The organism is Actinomadura sp. 7K507 (assembly GCF_004348425.1).
Classification (GTDB): Bacteria; Actinomycetota; Actinomycetes; order Streptosporangiales; family Streptosporangiaceae; genus Spirillospora.
In genome coordinates, this window is sequence record NZ_SMKK01000207.1 from 1 (window position 1) to 17793 (window position 17793).

The following is a 17793-nucleotide window of genomic DNA, read 5'->3' on the forward strand; positions in this document are numbered from 1 at the left end:
CAGCAGAACCGTCCACAGGAAGAACGTGATCTCGGGGTTGAACGTGTCCGGCTGCACCGACTGGAAGCCGATCGCGAACATCACGCCGGCCAGACCACCGATCACGCCGCCGAGCAGCAGGCTCTGGATCTTGAAGCCGAAGACGTTCTTGCCCAGGGCGCGCACGGCGTCCTCGTCCTCCCGGATCCCCCTGAGGACCCGGCCCCACGGGCTGTGCATCAGCAGATACACCATGACCGCCACGAGCGCGACCAGGCCCCAGCCCACGATCATCACCCACAGGTCACGATCGGAGTAGGAGAACCGCCCGAACCCGTACGAGCCGGACGGGATCGGATTGAGTTCGAAGAACGGGGTCGCGAACTGCTGCAGCCCGTACACGCTGCCGGTCACCTCGTTGGCGAACTCCGCCCGGTAGACCAACCGCATGATCTCGGCCGCGGCGATCGTCACGATCGCCAGATAGTCGCCCCGCAATCGCAGTGTCGGGACGCCCAGCAGCAGCGCCAGAACCGCCGCGCACGCCATGCCGACCAGAACACCGACCCACATGGGCCAGCCGAACGTGCTCACGCTGATCGCCAGGCCGTAGGCCCCCACCAGCATGAAGCCCACCTGCCCGAAGTTCAGCAGGCCCGTGTAGCCGAAGTGCACGTTGAGGCCGATCGCGGCGAGCGCGTACACCGCCGCCTCCGGCGCGAACGCCCCGCGAAGCGAGGCCAGCAAGATCTCCACGATGTCCATCTGCCGCGCCCCCTATCCGACTCGTTCCGAGCGGCCCAGGATCCCCTGAGGCCGGAACAGGAGCACGAGGATGAGCACCACCAGCGCCCACGCGTTCTGCAACTCCACCGGAAGCCACAGAGTGGACACCTGCGCCACGATTCCCACGACCAGACTGCCCGCGATCGCGCCGTACGCGGTGCCCAGCCCGCCGAGGATCACGCTGGCGAACATCAACAGCAGCAATCGGAACCCCATGTTGAAGGAGACGTTCTCACTGACGCCGTAGAAGACCCCGCCGAGCGCCGCCAGGCCCCCGGCGAGCATCCACACGTACAAGATCACCCGGGAGACGTCGATCCCCGACGACTCCGCGAGATCGCGGTTGTCCGACACCGCGCGCATCGCCTTGCCGATGCGCGTGCGCTGCAGCCCCAGCCCGACCAGGAACAGCACCGCGAACGAGATGCCGATGATCGCCAGGTCCCGCGGCGTGATCGACAGCGGCCCCCAGGTCAGCCGGTCCTGGATCTGGTAGTCGTTGTACGGCTGGGCCGTCGCCCCGAACCAGACCTGGATCCCGTGCCGGAGCAGCAGCGCCAGGCCGATCGAGACGATGAACATCTGGATCAGCGCCACGCCGCGCCGCCGCAGCGGTCTCCAGATCCCCCTCTCGATCGCGCCTCCGATGCCCACCCCGGCGACCACCGCCAGCGCGGCCGCCGGCAGCAGCTGCCAGCCGGGGCCCTGCACGTTCAGGAACCAGGCGATCACCGCGCCCAGCGTCACCATCTCACCGTGGGCGAAGTTCACGAGCCGGGTGGTACCGAAGATCAGCGACAGGCCCACCGACGTGATCGCGATGATGGCGCCGAACCGCACCCCCTCCAGCAGCAGCTGGAGGAACCGCTCACCGGTTCCCGGCCCCGTGTCCGCCTGCGGGCCGCCCGGACCACCGTCCGCTCCCCCACCGGCCTGCCCCGGGGCGGCCAGGGGGAACAGCACGTTCTTCTCCTGGCCCTCCGTCACCGAGATGTCGGTGAGGGACTCGCCCCCCTTGTTGCGCATGACCACGCCTTGCGGGAGGGACTGGACGTCGAGGGATACGTCGTAGCGACCCGGTCCGGGCAGCTCGACGCTCCACGTGCCGTCGGCTCCCGTCGTGGCCTCGCCGACCTCCTTGTCGCCCTGCTTGACCATGATCACGATATCCGCGACCGGATTGCGGTCGGGACCTCGCACCGTGCCTGCCAACGTCTCGCCCTCGGCCGCGAACGCCGCCGGGGTGACCAGCATGATCGCGGCGAGGACGAGCAGGGCGGCCGCCAGTGTTCGGCGCACACAGGCTCCTTTACTCGCACATCAGGAAATGTGGGGCGAGCGTAACGAAGCGCCGGTCACCGGCACGCGGCGAGAGCGGAGTCGTGAACGAATCGTTCGCAGAACGTGACAGAACGGACTAGCGTTAGCCCTGGTCAGGACGATCGCGCTGCCGGGAGAGCTCCTCCACGACCGTATCGGCCACCGCGCGCATCGTGAGCCGCCGGTCCATCGAGGCCTTCTGGATCCACCGGAACGCCTCCGGCTCGGTCCACCCGTTGGCCTCCTGCAGCAGACCCTTGGCGCGATCGACCACCTTGCGGGTCTCCAGCCGCTCCTGCAGCCCCGCGACCTCCGCCTCCAGCGCCCGCATCTCGGTGTAGCGGCTCACCGCCATCTCGATCGCGGGCGCGAGGTCGGTCTTGGAGAAGGGCTTGACGAGGTAGGCCATCGCCCCCGCGTCCGTGGCCCGCTGGACGAGCTCTCGCTGGGAGAACGCCGTGAGGATCACGACCGGCGCGATCCGGTCCGCCGAGATGCGCTCGGCCGCCGAGATCCCGTCCAGCACCGGCATCTTGACGTCGAGGATCACCAGGTCCGGCTTCAGTTCGGCGGCCAGCCGCACGGCCGTTTCGCCGTCCCCCGCCTCCCCCACGACCTCGTAGCCGTCCTCCTGAAGCATCTCCTTCAGGTCCAGCCTGATCAGGGCCTCGTCTTCCGCGATCACAACTCGCCGAGCGCTCTCCACGCACCCGACCCTACCGAAACCCGCTACCCTGGTTGCGGTCGCCCCTACGGCGCGCAGTAAGACCCCACAAGCACAATGTCCGGTTTATCCAGACATAAGCCCCGATATCCCAATGGCAGAGGAAATGTGCTCAAACCACATCAAGTGTGGGTTCGAATCCCACTCGGGGCACTTTAGATAGATCCGTCACTCGGGCATGCGCGACGAAGATATGCGCGCCCCTCACATCGGGACTCGTTCCAGATTCAGCACCGACGGTGACCGTCTTCGAACTGTCAGTGGTCGACGAGACCATGCGGGCATGCATGCTCCAGAAACGCGCCAGCTGGCCCAGCGCTTACTGAGCTCGGGCCTCACAGTCGCCGAAGTCCATCGTCAAACCGGGGTCCCGCCGTCGACCTTGGGTTACTGGCGGAAATATCCCGGAAAGGCCACAGCGACCGGAAGGTCGCAATGCCCCCGCTGCCACGGCCGAGAGTTCGACATGAGGGAGTACGCCTACCTCCTCGGTCTCTACCTCGGAGACGGTCATATCGCAAAGACGCACCGCGAGAGCGTCTACCGGCTCGAAATCACCTGCGCCGACGCCTGGCCCGGGCTCATCGACCGAGCGGCGGAAGCGATCGCCAAGGTGATGCCCGAACACATGGTGGGACGCCGCCAGTCCAGAGGGTGCACGAACGTTGGTGTCTACTCCAAGCACTTGCCCTGTCTGTTTCCGCAGCATGGGCCGGGGCGGAAGCACGAGCGGAAGATCGCGCTGGTGACCTGGCAGCAAGAGATCGTGGACGAGTTCACCGAGGAGTTCGTGCGGGGGCTGATTCACTCGGATGGCTGCCGCTCCATCAACCGGATACGACGGCAGTTCAAGAGCGGAGACCGATGGTACGAGTACCCGCGGTACAACTTCACGAACGTGTCGCTGGACATCCAGCGGCTCTTCACGGATGCGCTGGATCGGCTGGGGATCGCGTGGGCGCAGATGAACAAGAAGAACATCTCGGTCGCGAAGCGGGAGGCGGTGGCGCGGCTGGATGAGTTCGTGGGGCCGAAGTACTGAGCGGGTGGAGTGACGCCGGGCCTGATGCTCGGTCAGGCCCGGCGTCCTTCCTGTGGCTTCTGCTTACTTCTCTACGGTGTCGACGGCCTTCTCCTCCTTGGGGCGGTCCCGGAAGTAGGCGCGGGTCTCGCGGTAGACGAGCGGGGACAGGATGAGCAGGCCGATCAGGTTGGGCAGCGCCATGAGGCCGTTCATCACGTCGGAGAAGGTCCAGACCGTGGTGAGGGTGGTCGTCGCGCCGACGTACACGATGATGATGAAGAGCACGCGGTAGGGGAAGACCGCCTTGCGGCCGAACAGGAACTCCACGCAGCGGTCCCCGTAGTAGGACCAGCCCAGCAGGGTGGAGAACGCGAAGAAGATCACGCTCAGGGTGACGATGACGCTGGCCCAGTCGCCGGGCAGGCCCGCGTCGAACGCGCGGGCGGTCCAGCTGGCGGCCTCGTCCTCGCCGGAGTCCTTCCAGACGCCGGTGATGATGATGGTCAGGGCGGTGAAGCTGACCACGACGAGGGTGTCGATGAAGGTCTGGGTCATCGACACCAGCGCCTGCCGGACCGGGTGGGTGGTCTTGGCCGCGGCGGCGGCGATGCCGCCGGTGCCGAGGCCGGACTCGTTGGAGAAGATGCCGCGTGCCACGCCGTACTGGATCGCGGCGGCGACGCCGGCGCCGGCGAAGCCGCCGCCCGCGGCGGTGCCGCTGAACGCGTCGGAGAAGATGAGGCTGATCGCGCTCGGGATCTCTTCGAGGTTGAACGCCAGGACCGCCGCCGCGCCGACGACATAGAGGACGATCATCACCGGCACGAAGGCGCTGGTGACGCGGCCGATGGTCTTGATGCCGCCGAGGATGACCACACCGGCGAGGACCGTGATGATGGCGCCGGTGATCAGCGGGTCGAGGCCCCACTCCTCTTCCACGTTGGCGGCGACGGTGTTGGCCTGGGTCATGTTGCCGATGCCGAACGCGGCCAGGGCGCCGGCGACGGCGAAGAACCCGCCGAGGATCAGGCCGGTCGGGCCCTTGATGCCGTTCCTGAGGTAGTGCATGGGTCCGCCGCCCTGCTCGCCGGCGGCGTCGGTGCGGCGGAAGCGTACGCCGAGGAACGCCTCGCTGTACTTGGTGGCCATGCCGACCATGCCGGTGAACCACATCCAGAGGACCGCGCCCGGACCGCCGAGGGCGATCGCCGTCGCGACACCGGCGATGTTGCCGACGCCGACGGTCGCGGCCAGGGCGGTGGACAGCGCCTGGTAATGCGTGATGTCGCCTTCGGCCTCGGTGTCGCTGCGCCCGAACGCGAGCCGGAAGGCGAGGCGGAAGTGGCGGACCTGGAGCCCGCGCAGAAGGATCGTCAGGTAGAGCCCGGTGAGCAGGAGCAGCGGGATCAGGAGCCAGGGTCCCCAGATGAAGCTGCTGGCATCGCCGAGTGTTTCGTTGAGGTCCATCACACCACCGATCAGGAGCGGTCGATCTTGCCCGGACCGTAAGGGAGAGGGAACGGATTGAAAAGGGCCGTGGTGGACCCGTTACGAGATCGTCCTACTCATTTCTTCGGCTCTTGACCGCCCTTTGCGATGTTTTCGTAGTGCGGTGGAAATGAGACCGGGCGGTGACCTGATCCGGGCGGGCCGGGGCACCGCGCGGGGTGCGGTTCGCGCGGTGGGCGGCCCGTCAGTGCTGGACGGTGATGGCGTCGCCGATGCTGTGGACGCGGAGGGCGTTGGTGGAGCCCGGGGTGCCGGGGGGCGATCCGGCGACGACCACGACCTTGTCGCCCTTCTGGACGCGGCCGAGTTCGAGGAGGGCCTGCTCGACCTGTCCGAACATGGCGTCGGTGTGGTCGACCTGGGGGACGATGAAGGTCTCCACGCCCCAGACGTGGGCGAGGCGGCCGCGGATGGCGGGCACGGACGTGAACGCGATCAGGGGGATCGGGGAGCGGTAGCGCGACAGCCGGCGGGCGGTCTCGCCGGACATGGTGAAGGCGGCGAGGGCCTCGGCGCCGACGATGGCGCCGACCTCGGCGGCGGCGCGGGCGATGGCGCCGCCGACGGTCTCGGGGATGCGTTCGAGCGTGTGGGTGGCGTGGAGTGCGGCCTGTTCGGCGGTCTGCACGATGCGGCTCATCGTGAGGACGGATTCGATGGGGTACTGGCCGACGCTGGTCTCGCCGGAGAGCATGACGGCGTCGGCGCCCTCGAAGACGGCGTTGGCGACGTCGGAGGTCTCGGCGCGGGTGGGGCGCGGCGCGGAGATCATGGATTCGAGCATCTGGGTGGCGACGATGACCGGGCGGGCCTTCTCGCGGCAGAGTTCGATGGCGCGTTTCTGCACCATCGGGACCTGTTCGAGGGGCAGTTCGACGCCGAGGTCGCCGCGGGCGACCATGATGCCGTCGAAGGCGGCGACGATCTCGGGGAGGCGTTCGACGGCCTGCGGTTTCTCGATCTTGCCGATGAGGGGGACGCGGACGCCCTCCTCTTCCATGATCTGGTAGCAGATGTCGGCGTCGGCGGGGGTGCGGACGAAGGAGAGCGCGACGAGGTCGACGCCGAGGCGCAGTGCCCAGCGGAGGTCTTCCTCGTCCTTGGCGGTGAGGGCGGGGACGCTGACGGGGACGCCGGGGAGGTTGAGGCCCTTGTTGTCGGAGACCATGCCGCCGACGGTGACGGTGGTGCGGACGGAGGTGCCGTCGACGGCGGTGACCTTGAGGGCGACGCGGCCGTCGTCGATGAGGATCGAGTCGCCGGGGCCGACGTCGCCGGGGAGGCCCTCGTAGGTGGTGGAGACCTCGCGGCGGGTGCCGGGGACGTCGTCGGTGGTGATGGTGAAGTCATCGCCCAGGGTGAGGCGCACGGGCCCGTCGGGGAAGCGCCCGATGCGGATCTTGGGGCCCTGGAGGTCCGCGAGGATGCCGACGCCGCGCCCGGCGGCGTCGGCCGCCGCCCTGATCCGGTGGTAGACCTCTTCGTGGACGGCGTGGTCGCCGTGGCTCATGTTGAGGCGGGCGACGTCGATTCCGGCTTCGACGAGGGCGCTGATCTGCTCGGTGCCGGAGCAGGCGGGGCCGATGGTGCTGACGATCTTCGCTCGACGGGTCACGTGCACAACCGTACTTAGTTACCCGCCGGTACGGATATTCATGCAGGACATGGTCGCCCGAGGTTCACCGAATGGTCTAGCTCAGAGGTCTAGACCACATCGGTCCTCAGCGCTTGAACGCCTCGACGGCGGCCTGGCAGAACGCCTTGAGGTCGTTGGGGCCGCGGCTGCTGACGAGCACGTTCGGACCGCCCTCGCACACCTTGACCTCCTCGTCCACCCAGGTGGCCCCGGCGTTGCGCAGGTCGGTCCGGACGCTCGGGTACGAGGTCAGCGTACGCCCGCGGACGACGCCGGCCTCGATGAGCGTCCACGGCGCGTGGCAGATGACCGCGACGGGCTTGCCCGCGTCGAAGAAGGACCTGGCGAACGCGACGGCGCCGGGCCGGGTGCGCAGGAAGTCGGGGTTGGCGACGCCGCCGGGCAGGAGGAGGCCGTCGAACTCGGTGTGGTCGGAGACGTCGACGGTGGTGTCGACCTGGAAGGTGTCGGCCTTGTCGAGGTGATCGAACGCCTGGAGGCGGCCTGACTGGGTGGAGACGAGGCGGGGCGTGCCGCCCGCCTGCTCGATCGCCTCCCAGGGTTCGGTGAGCTCGATCTGCTCCGTGCCTTCGGGGGCGCACAGGAAGGCGATGGTCCTGCCCTGGAGATCGTTGTCCGGCATGGCTTTCTCTCCCGTGTCATTGAGGTTTCCCGTGGCCCTGCCCGCGAGCGGGGGTGATATGCAGGGATATGTGAGTCCGACCGGCTATCGCGAGTTCCCCGAGACGGGGCTGGCGTGCTCCTGGACGGCGGCGCTCCCCCGGGACGCCGAGCCGTTCACGCAGCGGGTCGTGCCCGACGGATGCGTGGACCTGATGTGGTCGCCGTCGGGGATCCTCGTGGCCGGGCCGGACACCGGCCCGCTCCCGGCGGTCGTGAACCCCGGTGACACCACGGTGGCGGTCCGGTTCGTGCCGGGGACGGCGCCGCCGGTGCTGGGCGTCCCCGCGGACGCGATCCGGGACGCCCGGCTGCCGCTGCGGGACCTGTGGGGCGCCGAGGCGGACCGGCTGGCCGAGGCGGTCGCCCTGGCGCCCGATCCGCGGGCGGCGCTGGTCGCCGCGGTCCGGGAGCGGATGCGGCCGGCCGACCCGGTCGTCCCGGCGGTGGTGGCGGGGCTGGCCGGGCAGTCCGTGCGGGGCGTGGCGGACGGGGTCGGCCTCAGCGAGCGGCAGCTCCGGCGCCGGTCGCTCGCGGCGTTCGGGTACGGGCCGAAGACGCTGCAGCGGGTGCTGCGCTTCCAGCGGGCGCTGCGGCTGGCGCGGGCGGGCGAGCCGCTGGCGGGCGCGGCGTTCGCGGCGGGCTACGCCGATCAGGCGCATTTCGCGCACGAGGTGCGTGAGCTGGCGGGCGAGCCCGTCCGGAACCTGCTGTGACCCGGGGCCCGTGCCCTAGGGCTTGAACCTGCCGTGGGCGCGCAGGGTCCTGAGGCTCTCGACGGTGACGAGGCCGCGCCATTCGGGGCGGGTGATCGGCGTCCAGATGGGGAAGGCGACGTCCCAGCCGCCGTCGTCGTCCTGCGCGTCGACGAGGGCGTCGAGTCCGGCGTCGATGACGTCGCCGGTGAAGAGGCGGCGCCCGTATCCGCCCGGGTCCGGGGCGAAGTCGAGCGGGGCTTGGTGATCGCTGTGCGCGTGGGCGGCGAGGGTGTCGCGAAGGCGGGTGAACGCGGCCTCCGCGCGCTCGCGGTCGGGCACGTGGTCGAGGAAGGCCAGGATGGCGAGGATGTCGTACGCGCCGGGCTCGGTGTCCGCGTTCTCCAGGTGGCGCCAGCAGAAGTCCGTGGCGGGGCCGAGCCAGGGGTGGTCGGCCCCGGCCCGGTGGAGGAGCCCCGCGAGGGCTCCCGTGGGGTTGATGCCGCCCGGCGGGTCGTCGGGCGTCTGCCACCAGGGGGCGTGCGGGGCGTCGCGGACGGTCGGCAGGACGAAGGGCACTCCCCCGCCGGCGGCGGTGATGGACGTCAGGTAGTCGCCGATGCGCGTGACGGCGGGGTCGCCGTCCGCTCCGGCCTCGTGGAGGAATTCCAGGGCGTGCTGGGCGGGGACGGGCTGGCTGCCTTCGCCGCGCAGGTCGGGTTCGAGCGCGTGGCCGTATCCGCCGTCGGGGTTCTCGTAGGGGCGCAGGGCCGCGAGCACGGGCGCGGCGGGCCCGCCGCGGAAGTGCATGGCGAACCGGTGACGGTCGATGAGGCGGCCGTTGAGCCGCATGAACTCGGCGGCGCGGTCGAGATCGGTGTGGTCCAGGAACTTCATGGGGCCAACCTAGGACGGCCGCACCCGGCCGGTCTTGTAGGAAACGGCCACAGCCCGGAACCCGGTGGGCCCGGCCACCCCAGCGGTGGGTGGCCGGGCCTGGCGGGACCGTAGCCGACCGTCCCCGAGACCACAACCGGGACCGAGCACACGACCCGCCCCGAGCACACGATGGGCGACGTGGGAATCGCGCGCCCGCGGCGATCCCATCGGCCACGGGGACTCAGCCGGCGCAGCCGCCCCAGGGCGCGCTCTCGTCGAGCTTCTCGAACGGCTGGGTGAGGCTGTACCAGCAGCCGGAGTCGTCGCGGAAGACGGCCTCGATGCCGTAGGGGCGCTTCTCGGGCGCGTGCACGAACTCGACGCCCTTGGCGGACATCGCCTCGTAGTCGGCCTGGCAGTCGTCGGTGTTGAAGGCCCCGGCGCCGAGGACGCCCTTGGCGATGAGCGCCTTCATCTGCGCGGCGGACTCGGGGTCCATGGTGGGCGGGCCGGGGACCATGAGGGCGAGGCTGAGGTCGGGCTGGTCCTTGGCGCCGAGCGTGAGCCAGCGCATCCCGCCGTCGCCGAGCGTCATGTCGTCGCGGACCTCCAGGCCGAGCTTCTCGGTGAAGAACCGCTTGGCCGCGTCCTGGTCGAGGACCCAGACGGTCGCCAGCCCCAATTTGGTGATCATGGATTTCCCCTTCTGAGCAGGTGTTGCGTCCACGGTAGAAGGCGGGTCGCGGGGCGGGCTTCTCGATAATTGCGCGGTGCCCGGACGGTTCAGTCCGTGCGGAATCCGCCCGCCCAGAGCAGCACGAAGCAGCCGGGGATCGTGGACGATCCGCCGGCGCGGGCCTGCCTGCGGAACTCCGTGGGCGTCATCCCCACCTGCCGCTTGAAGCGGGTGCAGAACGTGCCGAGGCTGGTGAAGCCGACGAGCATGCAGATCTCGGTGACGGTCAGGTTCGCGGTGCGCAGCAGGTCCTGGGCGCGTTCGACGCGGCGGCGCGCGAGGTAGGCGCCCGGCGTCTCACCGTAGACCTCGTTGAACAGCCGCACGAAGTGGTAGCGCGAGTAGCCGGCGCGGGCGGCGACGGCGGCCACGTCGAGGGGCTCGGCCCACTCGCGGTCCATGGTGTCCCGGGCCAGCCTCATGCGGCGCAGCAGGCCCGTGTCCAGGGCGGACGGCGCGGTTCCCATGCCCCGATGCTGACACACCGAAGGCCCCGGAGGCGCATGGCGCCTCCGGGGCCTTCGCCGCGGACCGGCGGATCAGGCGATCGGGCGTTCCGTGGGCGGGATCGGGTACGGCAGGTCGGTGCGGCCGGTGAGGTACGCGTCGACGCCGTGCGCGGCGGCGCGGCCCTCGGCGATGGCCCAGACGATGAGGGACTGGCCGCGGCCCATGTCGCCGGCGGCGTACACGCCGTCCACCGACGTCCTGTAGTCGCCGTCGCGGACGACGTTGCCGCGCTGGTCGAGGTCGACGCCGAGCTGGTCGAGGAGGCCCTCGCGCTCCGGGCCGACGAAGCCCATGGCGAGGGTGACCAGGTCGGCGGGGATCTCGCGCTCGGTTCCCTCGACCGGCTGGAACCCGGTCTGGGGGCCGCCGACCTCCACGATCTTCAGCGCGCGGACGCCGCCGTCCCCGTCGCCGGCGAACTCGGTGGTGGACACGGCGTAGACGCGGTCGCCGCCGAGGTCGGCGAGCTCCTCGTGGGCGCTCTCCACCTTGAACAGCATCGGGTACGTCGGCCACGGCTGGGCGTCCGGGCGGGACTCCGGCGGGCGCGGCATGATCTCCAGCTGGGTGACCGAGGCCGCGTCCTGGCGGATCGCGGTGCCGATGCAGTCGGCGCCGGTGTCGCCGCCGCCGATGACGACGACGTGCTTGCCCTTGGCGGAGACCGGCGACTCCTCGTAGTCGCCCTCCTGCGCCTTGTTGGACGGCGTCAGGTACTCCATCGCCTGGTAGACGCCGCGCAGCTCGCGTCCGGGGACGGGCAGGTCGCGCCAGGCTGTGGCGCCGCCCGCCAGGACGACGGCGTCGTGGCGGGCGCGCAGGTCGGCGGCGGTGACGTCGACGCCGACGTGCACCGAGGTCTTGAAGTCGGTTCCCTCGGCGCGCATCTGGGCGAGGCGCCGGTCGAGGTGCCGCTTCTCCATCTTGAACTCGGGGATGCCGTAGCGCAGCAGCCCGCCGATCCGGTCCGCGCGCTCGTAGACGGTGACGTCGTGGCCGGCGCGGGTGAGCTGCTGGGCGGCGGCGAGGCCGGCGGGCCCCGAGCCGACCACCGCGACCGTCCTGCCGGTCTTGACGGCGGGCGGCCGCGGGCGGACCCAGCCCTCCGCGAACGCCCGGTCGATGATCTCGACCTCGACCCGCTTGATCGTGACCGGGTCCTGGTTGATGCCGAGGACGCAGGCGCTCTCGCACGGGGCGGGGCACAGTCTCCCGGTGAACTCCGGGAAGTTGTTGGTGGCGTGCAGCCGCTCGATGGCCTCGTGCCAGTCCCCGCGGTGGACGAGGTCGTTCCATTCGGGGATGAGGTTGCCGAGCGGGCAGCCCTGGTGGCAGAACGGGATGCCGCAGTCCATGCAGCGGCTCGCCTGCTTCTCGAGGCGGTCCTTGCCGAAGTCCTCGTAGACCTCGGACCAGCTCTTGATCCGCACGTCGACGGGGCGGCGCTTCGGGAGCTCCCGCCCGACGGTCAGGAATCCCTTCGGGTCAGCCATTGAAGGACGTCCCCCTCTCTCAGCTCTGCGCGGCGGCCATGACGGCCTCGTCGACGTCGCGTCCCTCGGCCTCGGCCTCGGCCATGGCGTCCAGGACGCGCCGGTAGTCCCGCGGCATGATCTTGGTGAAGCGGGCGGACGCGGTGTCCCAGCCGTCCAGCAGCCGCCGCGCGACCGCCGAGCCGGTCTCGGCCAGGTGCCGCCCGACCAGGTCCCGGACGAAGTCGAGATCGTCGGGATCGAGGGGTTCGGTGTCGACCATCTCGCCGTTTACGCGCTCGGGCACCAGGTCCAGGACGTAGGCGATGCCGCCGGACATGCCGGCCGCCAGGTTGCGTCCCGTCCGGCCGAGGATCAGCGCGCGGCCGCCGGTCATGTACTCGCAGGCGTGGTCGCCGACGCCCTCGACGACGGCGGTGGCGCCGGAGTTGCGGACGCAGAACCGCTCGCCGACCACGCCGCGGGCGAACAGCTCACCGGACGTCGCGCCGTACAGGATGACGTTGCCGCCGATGATCTGCTCTTCCGCCGCGAACCCGGCGTCGGCCGGGGGACGCAGCGTGAGCCGCCCGCCGGACAGGCCCTTGCCGACGTAGTCGTTGGCGTCGCCGACCAGCCGCAGCGTGATCCCGCGCGGCACGAACGCGCCGAAGGAGTTGCCCGCCGAGCCGGTGAAGGTGATGTCGATCGTGTCGTCGGGCAGGCCCGCGCCGCCCCGCTTCTTCGTCACCTCGTGGCCGAGCATGGTGCCGACCGTGCGGTTGACGTTGCGGATCGGCAGGTCGAGCGTGACCTTGTCGCCGAACGCGAGCGCGCCCTCGGCGAGCTGGATCAGCGTGTTGTCCAGGGCCTTCTCCAGCCCGTGGTCCTGCTCGGTGACGCGGTGCAGGGCGGCGCCGTCCGCCTGCTCCGGCCTGTGCAGGACCGGCGTGAGGTCCAGCCCGGACGCCTTCCAGTGCTCCACGGCGTCCCGGGTGTCGATCATCTCGACGTGCCCGATCGCCTCGTCCAGCGAGCGGAACCCGAGGGCCGCCAGGTTCTCGCGGACCTCCTCGGCGACGAACTCGAAGAAGTTCACGACGAACTCGGGCTTGCCGTTGAACCGCTCCCGCAGCACGGGGTTCTGGGTGGCGACGCCGACCGGGCAGGTGTCCAGGTGGCAGACCCGCATCATCACGCAGCCCGACACCACCAGCGGCGCGGTCGCGAAGCCGTACTCCTCGGCGCCGAGCAGCGCGGCGATGATCACGTCCCGGCCGGTCTTCATCTGCCCGTCGGTCTGCACGACGATGCGGTCGCGCAGGCCGTTCAGCAGCAGCGTCTGCTGCGTCTCGGCGAGGCCCAGCTCCCACGGCGTGCCCGCGTGCTTGAGCGAGGTCAGCGGGGACGCGCCGGTGCCGCCGTCGTGCCCGGAGATCAGGACCACGTCGGCGTGCGCCTTGGACACCCCGGCCGCGACCGTGCCGACGCCCATCTCGGCGACGAGCTTGACGTGCACGCGCGCCGCCGGGTTGGCGTTCTTCAGGTCGTGGATGAGCTGCGCGAGGTCCTCGATGGAGTAGATGTCGTGGTGCGGCGGCGGCGAGATGAGGCCGACGCCGGGGGTGGAGTGCCGGGTCTTGGCGATCCACGGGTAGACCTTGTGGCCGGGCAGCTGGCCGCCCTCGCCGGGCTTGGCGCCCTGCGCCATCTTGATCTGGATGTCGTCGGAGTTGGTGAGGTACTCGGAGGTGACGCCGAACCTGCCGGACGCGACCTGCTTGATGGCGCTGCGGCGCAGGTCGCCGTTCTCGTCCGGGGTGAAGCGCGCCGGGTCCTCGCCGCCCTCGCCGGTGTTGGACTTGCCGCCGAGGCGGTTCATCGCGATCGCGAGGGTCTCGTGCGCCTCGGCCGAGATGGACCCGTACGACATGGCGCCGGTCGAGAACCGCTTGACGATCTCCGACACCGGCTCGACCTCGTCGATCGGCACCGGCTCGCGGTCGCCGTCCTTCAGCCGGAACAGGCCGCGCAGGGTCATCAGGTGCTCGGCCTGCGAGTCGACCTTCGCGGTGTACTCCTTGAAGATCTCGTAGCGGCGGGTGCGGGTCGCGTGCTGGAGCTTGAACACCGTGTCGGGGTTGAACAGGTGCGGCTCGCCCTCGCGGCGCCACTGGTACTCGCCGCCGACCTCCAGCGTCCGGTGCGCCAGGTCGTTGCCGCCCGGCGGGTAGGCGCGGGCGTGCCGCCCGGCGACCTCGCGGGCCAGCACGTCGAAGCCGACGCCGCCGAGCCGGGACGTGGTGCCGGTGAAGCAGCGGGACACGACGTCCTCGCCGAGCCCGATCGCCTCGAAGATCTGCGCGCCGGTGTAGGACGCGACCGTGGACACGCCCATCTTCGACATGACCTTCAGGACGCCCTTGCCGTACGCCTTGACCAGGTTCCGGGCGGCCTTCTGCGGTTCCACGCCCTCGATGGCGCCGCCGCGGACGAGGTCCTCGACGGTCTCGATGGCCAGGTAGGGGTTGATCGCGGACGCGCCGTACCCGATGAGCAGCGCCATGTGGTGGCACTCGCGGGCCTCGCCGGTCTCGATGACCAGGCCGACCCGCGTGCGGGACTTCTCCCGGATCAGGTGGTGGTGCACGGCGCCGGTCAGCAGCAGCGACGGGATCGCGGCGCGGGCGGAGTCGGCGCCGCGGTCCGACAGGACGATGACGCGGGCGCCGGCGTCGATGGCCCGGCTGACCTCGGAGTTGATCTCCTCCAGGCGGGCCTCGAGGGCCTCGCCCCCGCCGGCGACGTCGTACAGGCCCTGCACGACGTAGGCCTGCAGATGCGGCAGCGAACCCTCGTCGTCGATGTGGATGATCTTGGAGAGCTCGTCGTTGTCCAGGATCGGGGTCGGAAGGATGAGGCGGCGGCACGAGTCCGGGCCGGGCTCCAGGAGGTTGCCCTCCGGGCCGAGCGTGGACTGCAGGGAGGTGACCAGTTCCTCGCGGATCGCGTCCAGCGGGGGGTTCGTGACCTGCGCGAACTGCTGCTTGAAGTAGTCGAACAGCAGCCGCGGGCGCTCCGACAGCACCGCGATCGGGGTGTCGGTGCCCATCGACCCGATCGGCTCGGCGCCCGTCTTCGCCATCGGCGACAGGATGATCCGCTGCTCTTCGAGGGTGTAGCCGAACGTCTGCTGCCGCCGGACGAGGGTCTCGTGCGTGGGGATCTCCCGCTCGCGCTGCGGCAGCTCCTCGAACCGGACCAGGCCCTCGTGCAGCCATTCGCCGTACGGATGCTCGGCGGCCAGCTCGGCCTTGACCTCGTCGTCTTCGACGATCCGCCCGGCGGCGGTGTCCACCAGGAAGATCTTGCCGGGCTGCAGCCGGCCCTTCCGGACGACCTTGGCGGCCGGGATGTCCAGGACGCCGGCCTCGCTCGCCAGGACGACGAGGCCGTCGTCGGTCACCCAGTACCGGCCGGGACGCAGCCCGTTGCGGTCCAGGACGGCGCCGACGACGGTGCCGTCGGTGAAGCTGACGCTGGCGGGGCCGTCCCACGCCTCCATCAGGGTGGAGTGGAACTCGTAGAACGCGCGGCGGTCGTCGTCCATCTCGGCGTGGTTCTCCCACGCCTCCGGGATCATCATCAGCACCGCGTGCGGCAGCGAACGGCCGCCGAGGTGCAGCAGCTCCAGGCACTCGTCGAACGACGCGGTGTCGCTGGCCTCGATGTCGATCACCGGGTAGATCCGGGACAGGTCACCGGGGAGCAGGTCGGACTTCAGCAGCGCCTCGCGGGCCCGCATCCAGTTCCGGTTGCCCTTCACCGTGTTGATCTCGCCGTTGTGGGCGATGAACCGGTACGGGTGGGCCAGTTCCCAGGCGGGGAAGGTGTTGGTCGAGAACCGCGAGTGCACCAGCGCGATCGCGCTGGTGAAGCGGCGGTCCGACAGGTCGGGGAAGAACGGCTCCAGCTGCGGGGTCGTCAGCATCCCCTTGTAGACGATCGTCCGGCTGGACAGGCTCGGGAAGTACACCCGTACGTCCTGCTCGGCGCGCTCGCGCATGCAGAACACGACACGGTCCAGCTCCAGGCCGGTCTTGCCGTCGTGGGGGCCGCCGGGGGCGGGGGCGATGAACAGCTGCGAGAAGTGCGGCATCACGCGGCGTGAGGCCGGGCCGGTGAAGTCCGGGTCGTGCGGCAGCTGCCGCCACCCCAGGACCGCCAGGCCCTCCTCGGCGCAGAGCTTCTCGACGTGGCCGGCCACGGCGGCGCGCTCGTCGCCGTCCGCGGGGAGGAACGCGATGCCGGCCGCGTAGGCGCCGGCCTCGGGGAGCGCGAAGTCGCAGACGTCGCGGAAGAACGCGTCCGGGATCTGGACGAGGATGCCGACGCCGTCTCCGTCGTCCGGCTCCGCGCCCACGGCTCCGCGGTGATCGAGGTTCTTCAGGACCGTCAGGGCGTTCTGCACGATGTCGTGGCTCTGGCGGCCGTGCAGGTCCGCCACGATCCCCACGCCGCAGGCGTCGTGCTCCGCGGCGGGGTCGTAGAGCCCTTGCGGCCGGGGCAGGCCGTCGCCGGCCGCGGATGTGCGGGCAGCAGGTGTGAGGGCAGCAGAAGCCATCAAACCCTCCCGTCGTCGTCGTGTCACTGCCGATGTCAGTGCAGTCCGGGACGGCGTTGGCCCTTGCTGCGGTGAGATGACATTACATCACTGCCGGGATCATGCCCGAGTGCCCCAGATCGCGAAACTTCTCGGTGCCGATCGACAGGAGCGTCATCTCACAGTGGTTTAGACCAGGTTACCGGCTCCCGCCCCGATGGAAAGGGCGGCGGCCGCGGTGACGATCGTCACCGGGCCGCGATGTTTACCGTGATCTTCCAGACATTTACCGGAAGTCCGATCAGTCGGACGCCCGAGCGGCGCGGCCGAGCACCGCCGGGTTCTGGCCGCCCTCGATCAGCAGCGACAGCAGCGACTCGTCCTGCGGGCCGCCCTTGCCGTCCAGCCGCTGCGCCCACGTGACCACGGCGAAGTGGCCCATGGCCAGGCCGCGCGCCATGCCGAAGCCGCGGCCGAAGCCGTCCAGCGAGGCGGGGCCCTCCAGCGGCCGGACGAATCCGGAGCCGATCGTGTCCTCCAGCGTGGCCACGAACCGGTCGGCGTCCCGCGACCCGGCCAGGTTGAACACCGCGACGGCCAGCGCGTAACCGTCCCCGCCGCCGGAGTAGAGCCCGCGCGCGGCCTGCGTGCAGCCGCCCTCGCCGAGCACCTCGCCGACGGTGGCCCCCCACACGGCGGCGGCGCAGTCGCCGTCCAGCCGCTTGGTGCGCAGCTTGACCTGCACCTCGCCGTCCGGGACCGACAGCTTGGCGGCCGAGGACGGGAACACCTCGTCGATCGTCAGCGGGCCGGGATCCGCGCTGCGGGACGCGATTCCGGAGTACGCCGACGCCGAGGCCGAACTGGAGTAGGACTTCGGCGACAGACCGGTCTCCGCAGGCGTCCCGATCTGCGCGTTGGTCACGTCCCCTACCGTGGCGCCGCTGCCGCTGCGCAGCGCGACCACCGCGCCCAGCCCCGCGAGCACGAGCACGAGCAGGACGGCGGCCGCGCCGAAGTACACCTTCGCACCGCGCGCCCGCCTCCCCGGCCCGGGACGGCCCTGCTGCGGAGGCCGAGCCGGACGTCCCTTACCCCCCTTGCCGCGCTGCTTGCCCTTCTTGCCCCGCTTCTTCGCCTGCCCGCCGACTTCGTCGAAGTCACCGTGCTCCGCCCCCGGACCACCACCGGCCTCGCCGTGATACCCGGCCCCGTCCCCATAAGGAGACGCACCCTGGT

General features: G+C 70.5%; 14 protein-coding genes and 1 tRNA gene. 3 read left to right on the plus strand and 12 right to left on the minus strand.

The features are described from left to right. From E1285_RS34305 to E1285_RS34315, 3 genes are all read right to left on the minus strand, one after another. The coding region (locus E1285_RS34305; RefSeq protein ID WP_132158741.1) for a branched-chain amino acid ABC transporter permease at positions 1–744 on the minus strand (744 nt) is incomplete at its 3' end. Positions 745–756: 12 nt separating this feature from the next. Then, positions 757–2064, minus strand: a complete 1308-nt coding sequence (locus E1285_RS34310; RefSeq protein WP_243723245.1) for a branched-chain amino acid ABC transporter permease — start codon at positions 2062–2064, stop codon at positions 757–759. Positions 2065–2188: 124 nt separating this feature from the next. Further along, positions 2189–2791, minus strand: coding sequence for a response regulator (locus E1285_RS34315; protein ID WP_279510117.1), 603 nt, complete (start codon positions 2789–2791; stop codon positions 2189–2191). Positions 2792–2889: 98 nt separating this feature from the next. Here E1285_RS34315 and E1285_RS34320 point away from each other — a divergent pair. Beyond that, positions 2890–2962 (plus strand) — tRNA-Leu (locus E1285_RS34320). Positions 2963–3275: 313 nt separating this feature from the next. Then, the gene (locus tag E1285_RS34325) at positions 3276–3851 is read left to right on the plus strand and encodes a helix-turn-helix domain-containing protein (RefSeq protein ID WP_347814113.1); all 576 of its coding nucleotides are present in this window, start codon (positions 3276–3278) and stop codon (positions 3849–3851) included. A 63-nt stretch (positions 3852–3914) separates the two neighbouring features. On the opposite strand, the gene E1285_RS34330 is transcribed toward E1285_RS34325, so the two are convergent. The 3 genes from E1285_RS34330 to E1285_RS34340 all read right to left on the minus strand — a co-directional run bounded on the left by E1285_RS34330 (position 3915) and on the right by E1285_RS34340 (position 7621). Next, complete coding sequence (locus E1285_RS34330) at positions 3915–5300, minus strand: sodium:alanine symporter family protein (protein WP_132158743.1); 1386 nt, start codon at positions 5298–5300, stop codon at positions 3915–3917. A gap of 226 nt (positions 5301–5526) precedes the next feature. After that, on the minus strand, positions 5527–6957 hold the full coding sequence (gene pyk / locus E1285_RS34335) for a pyruvate kinase (RefSeq protein ID WP_132158744.1): 1431 nt from the start codon (positions 6955–6957) through the stop codon (positions 5527–5529). Positions 6958–7063: 106 nt separating this feature from the next. Then, positions 7064–7621 carry a type 1 glutamine amidotransferase domain-containing protein gene (locus tag E1285_RS34340; RefSeq protein ID WP_132158745.1) on the minus strand — a complete coding sequence of 186 codons (558 nt, stop codon included), beginning with the start codon at positions 7619–7621 and terminating at the stop codon, positions 7064–7066. A 70-nt stretch (positions 7622–7691) separates the two neighbouring features. Here E1285_RS34340 and E1285_RS34345 point away from each other — a divergent pair, with 70 nt between their 5' ends. Then, positions 7692–8375, plus strand: coding sequence for a helix-turn-helix domain-containing protein (locus E1285_RS34345; protein ID WP_243723246.1), 684 nt, complete (start codon positions 7692–7694; stop codon positions 8373–8375). A gap of 15 nt (positions 8376–8390) precedes the next feature. Here the strand turns inward: E1285_RS34345 and E1285_RS34350 are convergent, their stop codons facing one another. The 6 genes from E1285_RS34350 to E1285_RS45905 form a co-directional block, all read right to left on the minus strand. After that, positions 8391–9251, minus strand: coding sequence for a hypothetical protein (locus E1285_RS34350; protein ID WP_132158747.1), 861 nt, complete (start codon positions 9249–9251; stop codon positions 8391–8393). Between the two features lie 223 nt (positions 9252–9474). Further along, entirely contained in the window at positions 9475–9927 is a 453-nt protein-coding gene (locus E1285_RS34355; RefSeq protein ID WP_132158748.1) for a VOC family protein, read from the minus strand. An 89-nt stretch (positions 9928–10016) separates the two neighbouring features. Next, the gene (locus E1285_RS34360; protein ID WP_132158749.1) at positions 10017–10436 is read right to left on the minus strand and encodes an AraC family transcriptional regulator; all 420 of its coding nucleotides are present in this window, start codon (positions 10434–10436) and stop codon (positions 10017–10019) included. Positions 10437–10508: 72 nt separating this feature from the next. Beyond that, a complete protein-coding gene (locus E1285_RS34365) occupies positions 10509–11972 on the minus strand; it encodes a glutamate synthase subunit beta (protein WP_132158750.1) in 1464 nt (487 codons plus the stop codon). Between the two features lie 19 nt (positions 11973–11991). Then, positions 11992–16575, minus strand: a complete 4584-nt coding sequence (gene gltB / locus E1285_RS34370) for a glutamate synthase large subunit (protein ID WP_132158751.1) — start codon at positions 16573–16575, stop codon at positions 11992–11994. 280 nt (positions 16576–16855) lie between these two features. Further along, on the minus strand, positions 16856–17793 hold a 938-nt coding region (locus E1285_RS45905; RefSeq protein WP_165966874.1), incomplete at its 5' end, for a hypothetical protein.

Excerpts from the sequence above, each read along its gene's own strand:
- E1285_RS34365 (WP_132158750.1), bottom strand. The coding sequence starts at position 11,972 with ATGGCTGACCCGAAGGGATTCCTGACCGTCGGGCGGGAGCTCCCGAAG.
- gltB (WP_132158751.1), bottom strand. The coding sequence starts at position 16,575 with ATGGCTTCTGCTGCCCTCACACCTGCTGCCCGCACATCCGCGGCCGGC.
- E1285_RS34350 (WP_132158747.1), bottom strand. The coding sequence starts at position 9,251 with ATGAAGTTCCTGGACCACACCGATCTCGACCGCGCCGCCGAGTTCATG.
- E1285_RS34330 (WP_132158743.1), bottom strand. The coding sequence starts at position 5,300 with ATGGACCTCAACGAAACACTCGGCGATGCCAGCAGCTTCATCTGGGGA.
- E1285_RS34355 (WP_132158748.1), bottom strand. The coding sequence starts at position 9,927 with ATGATCACCAAATTGGGGCTGGCGACCGTCTGGGTCCTCGACCAGGAC.
- E1285_RS34360 (WP_132158749.1), bottom strand. The coding sequence starts at position 10,436 with ATGGGAACCGCGCCGTCCGCCCTGGACACGGGCCTGCTGCGCCGCATG.
- E1285_RS34325 (WP_347814113.1), top strand. The coding sequence starts at position 3,276 with ATGAGGGAGTACGCCTACCTCCTCGGTCTCTACCTCGGAGACGGTCAT.
- E1285_RS34340 (WP_132158745.1), bottom strand. The coding sequence starts at position 7,621 with ATGCCGGACAACGATCTCCAGGGCAGGACCATCGCCTTCCTGTGCGCC.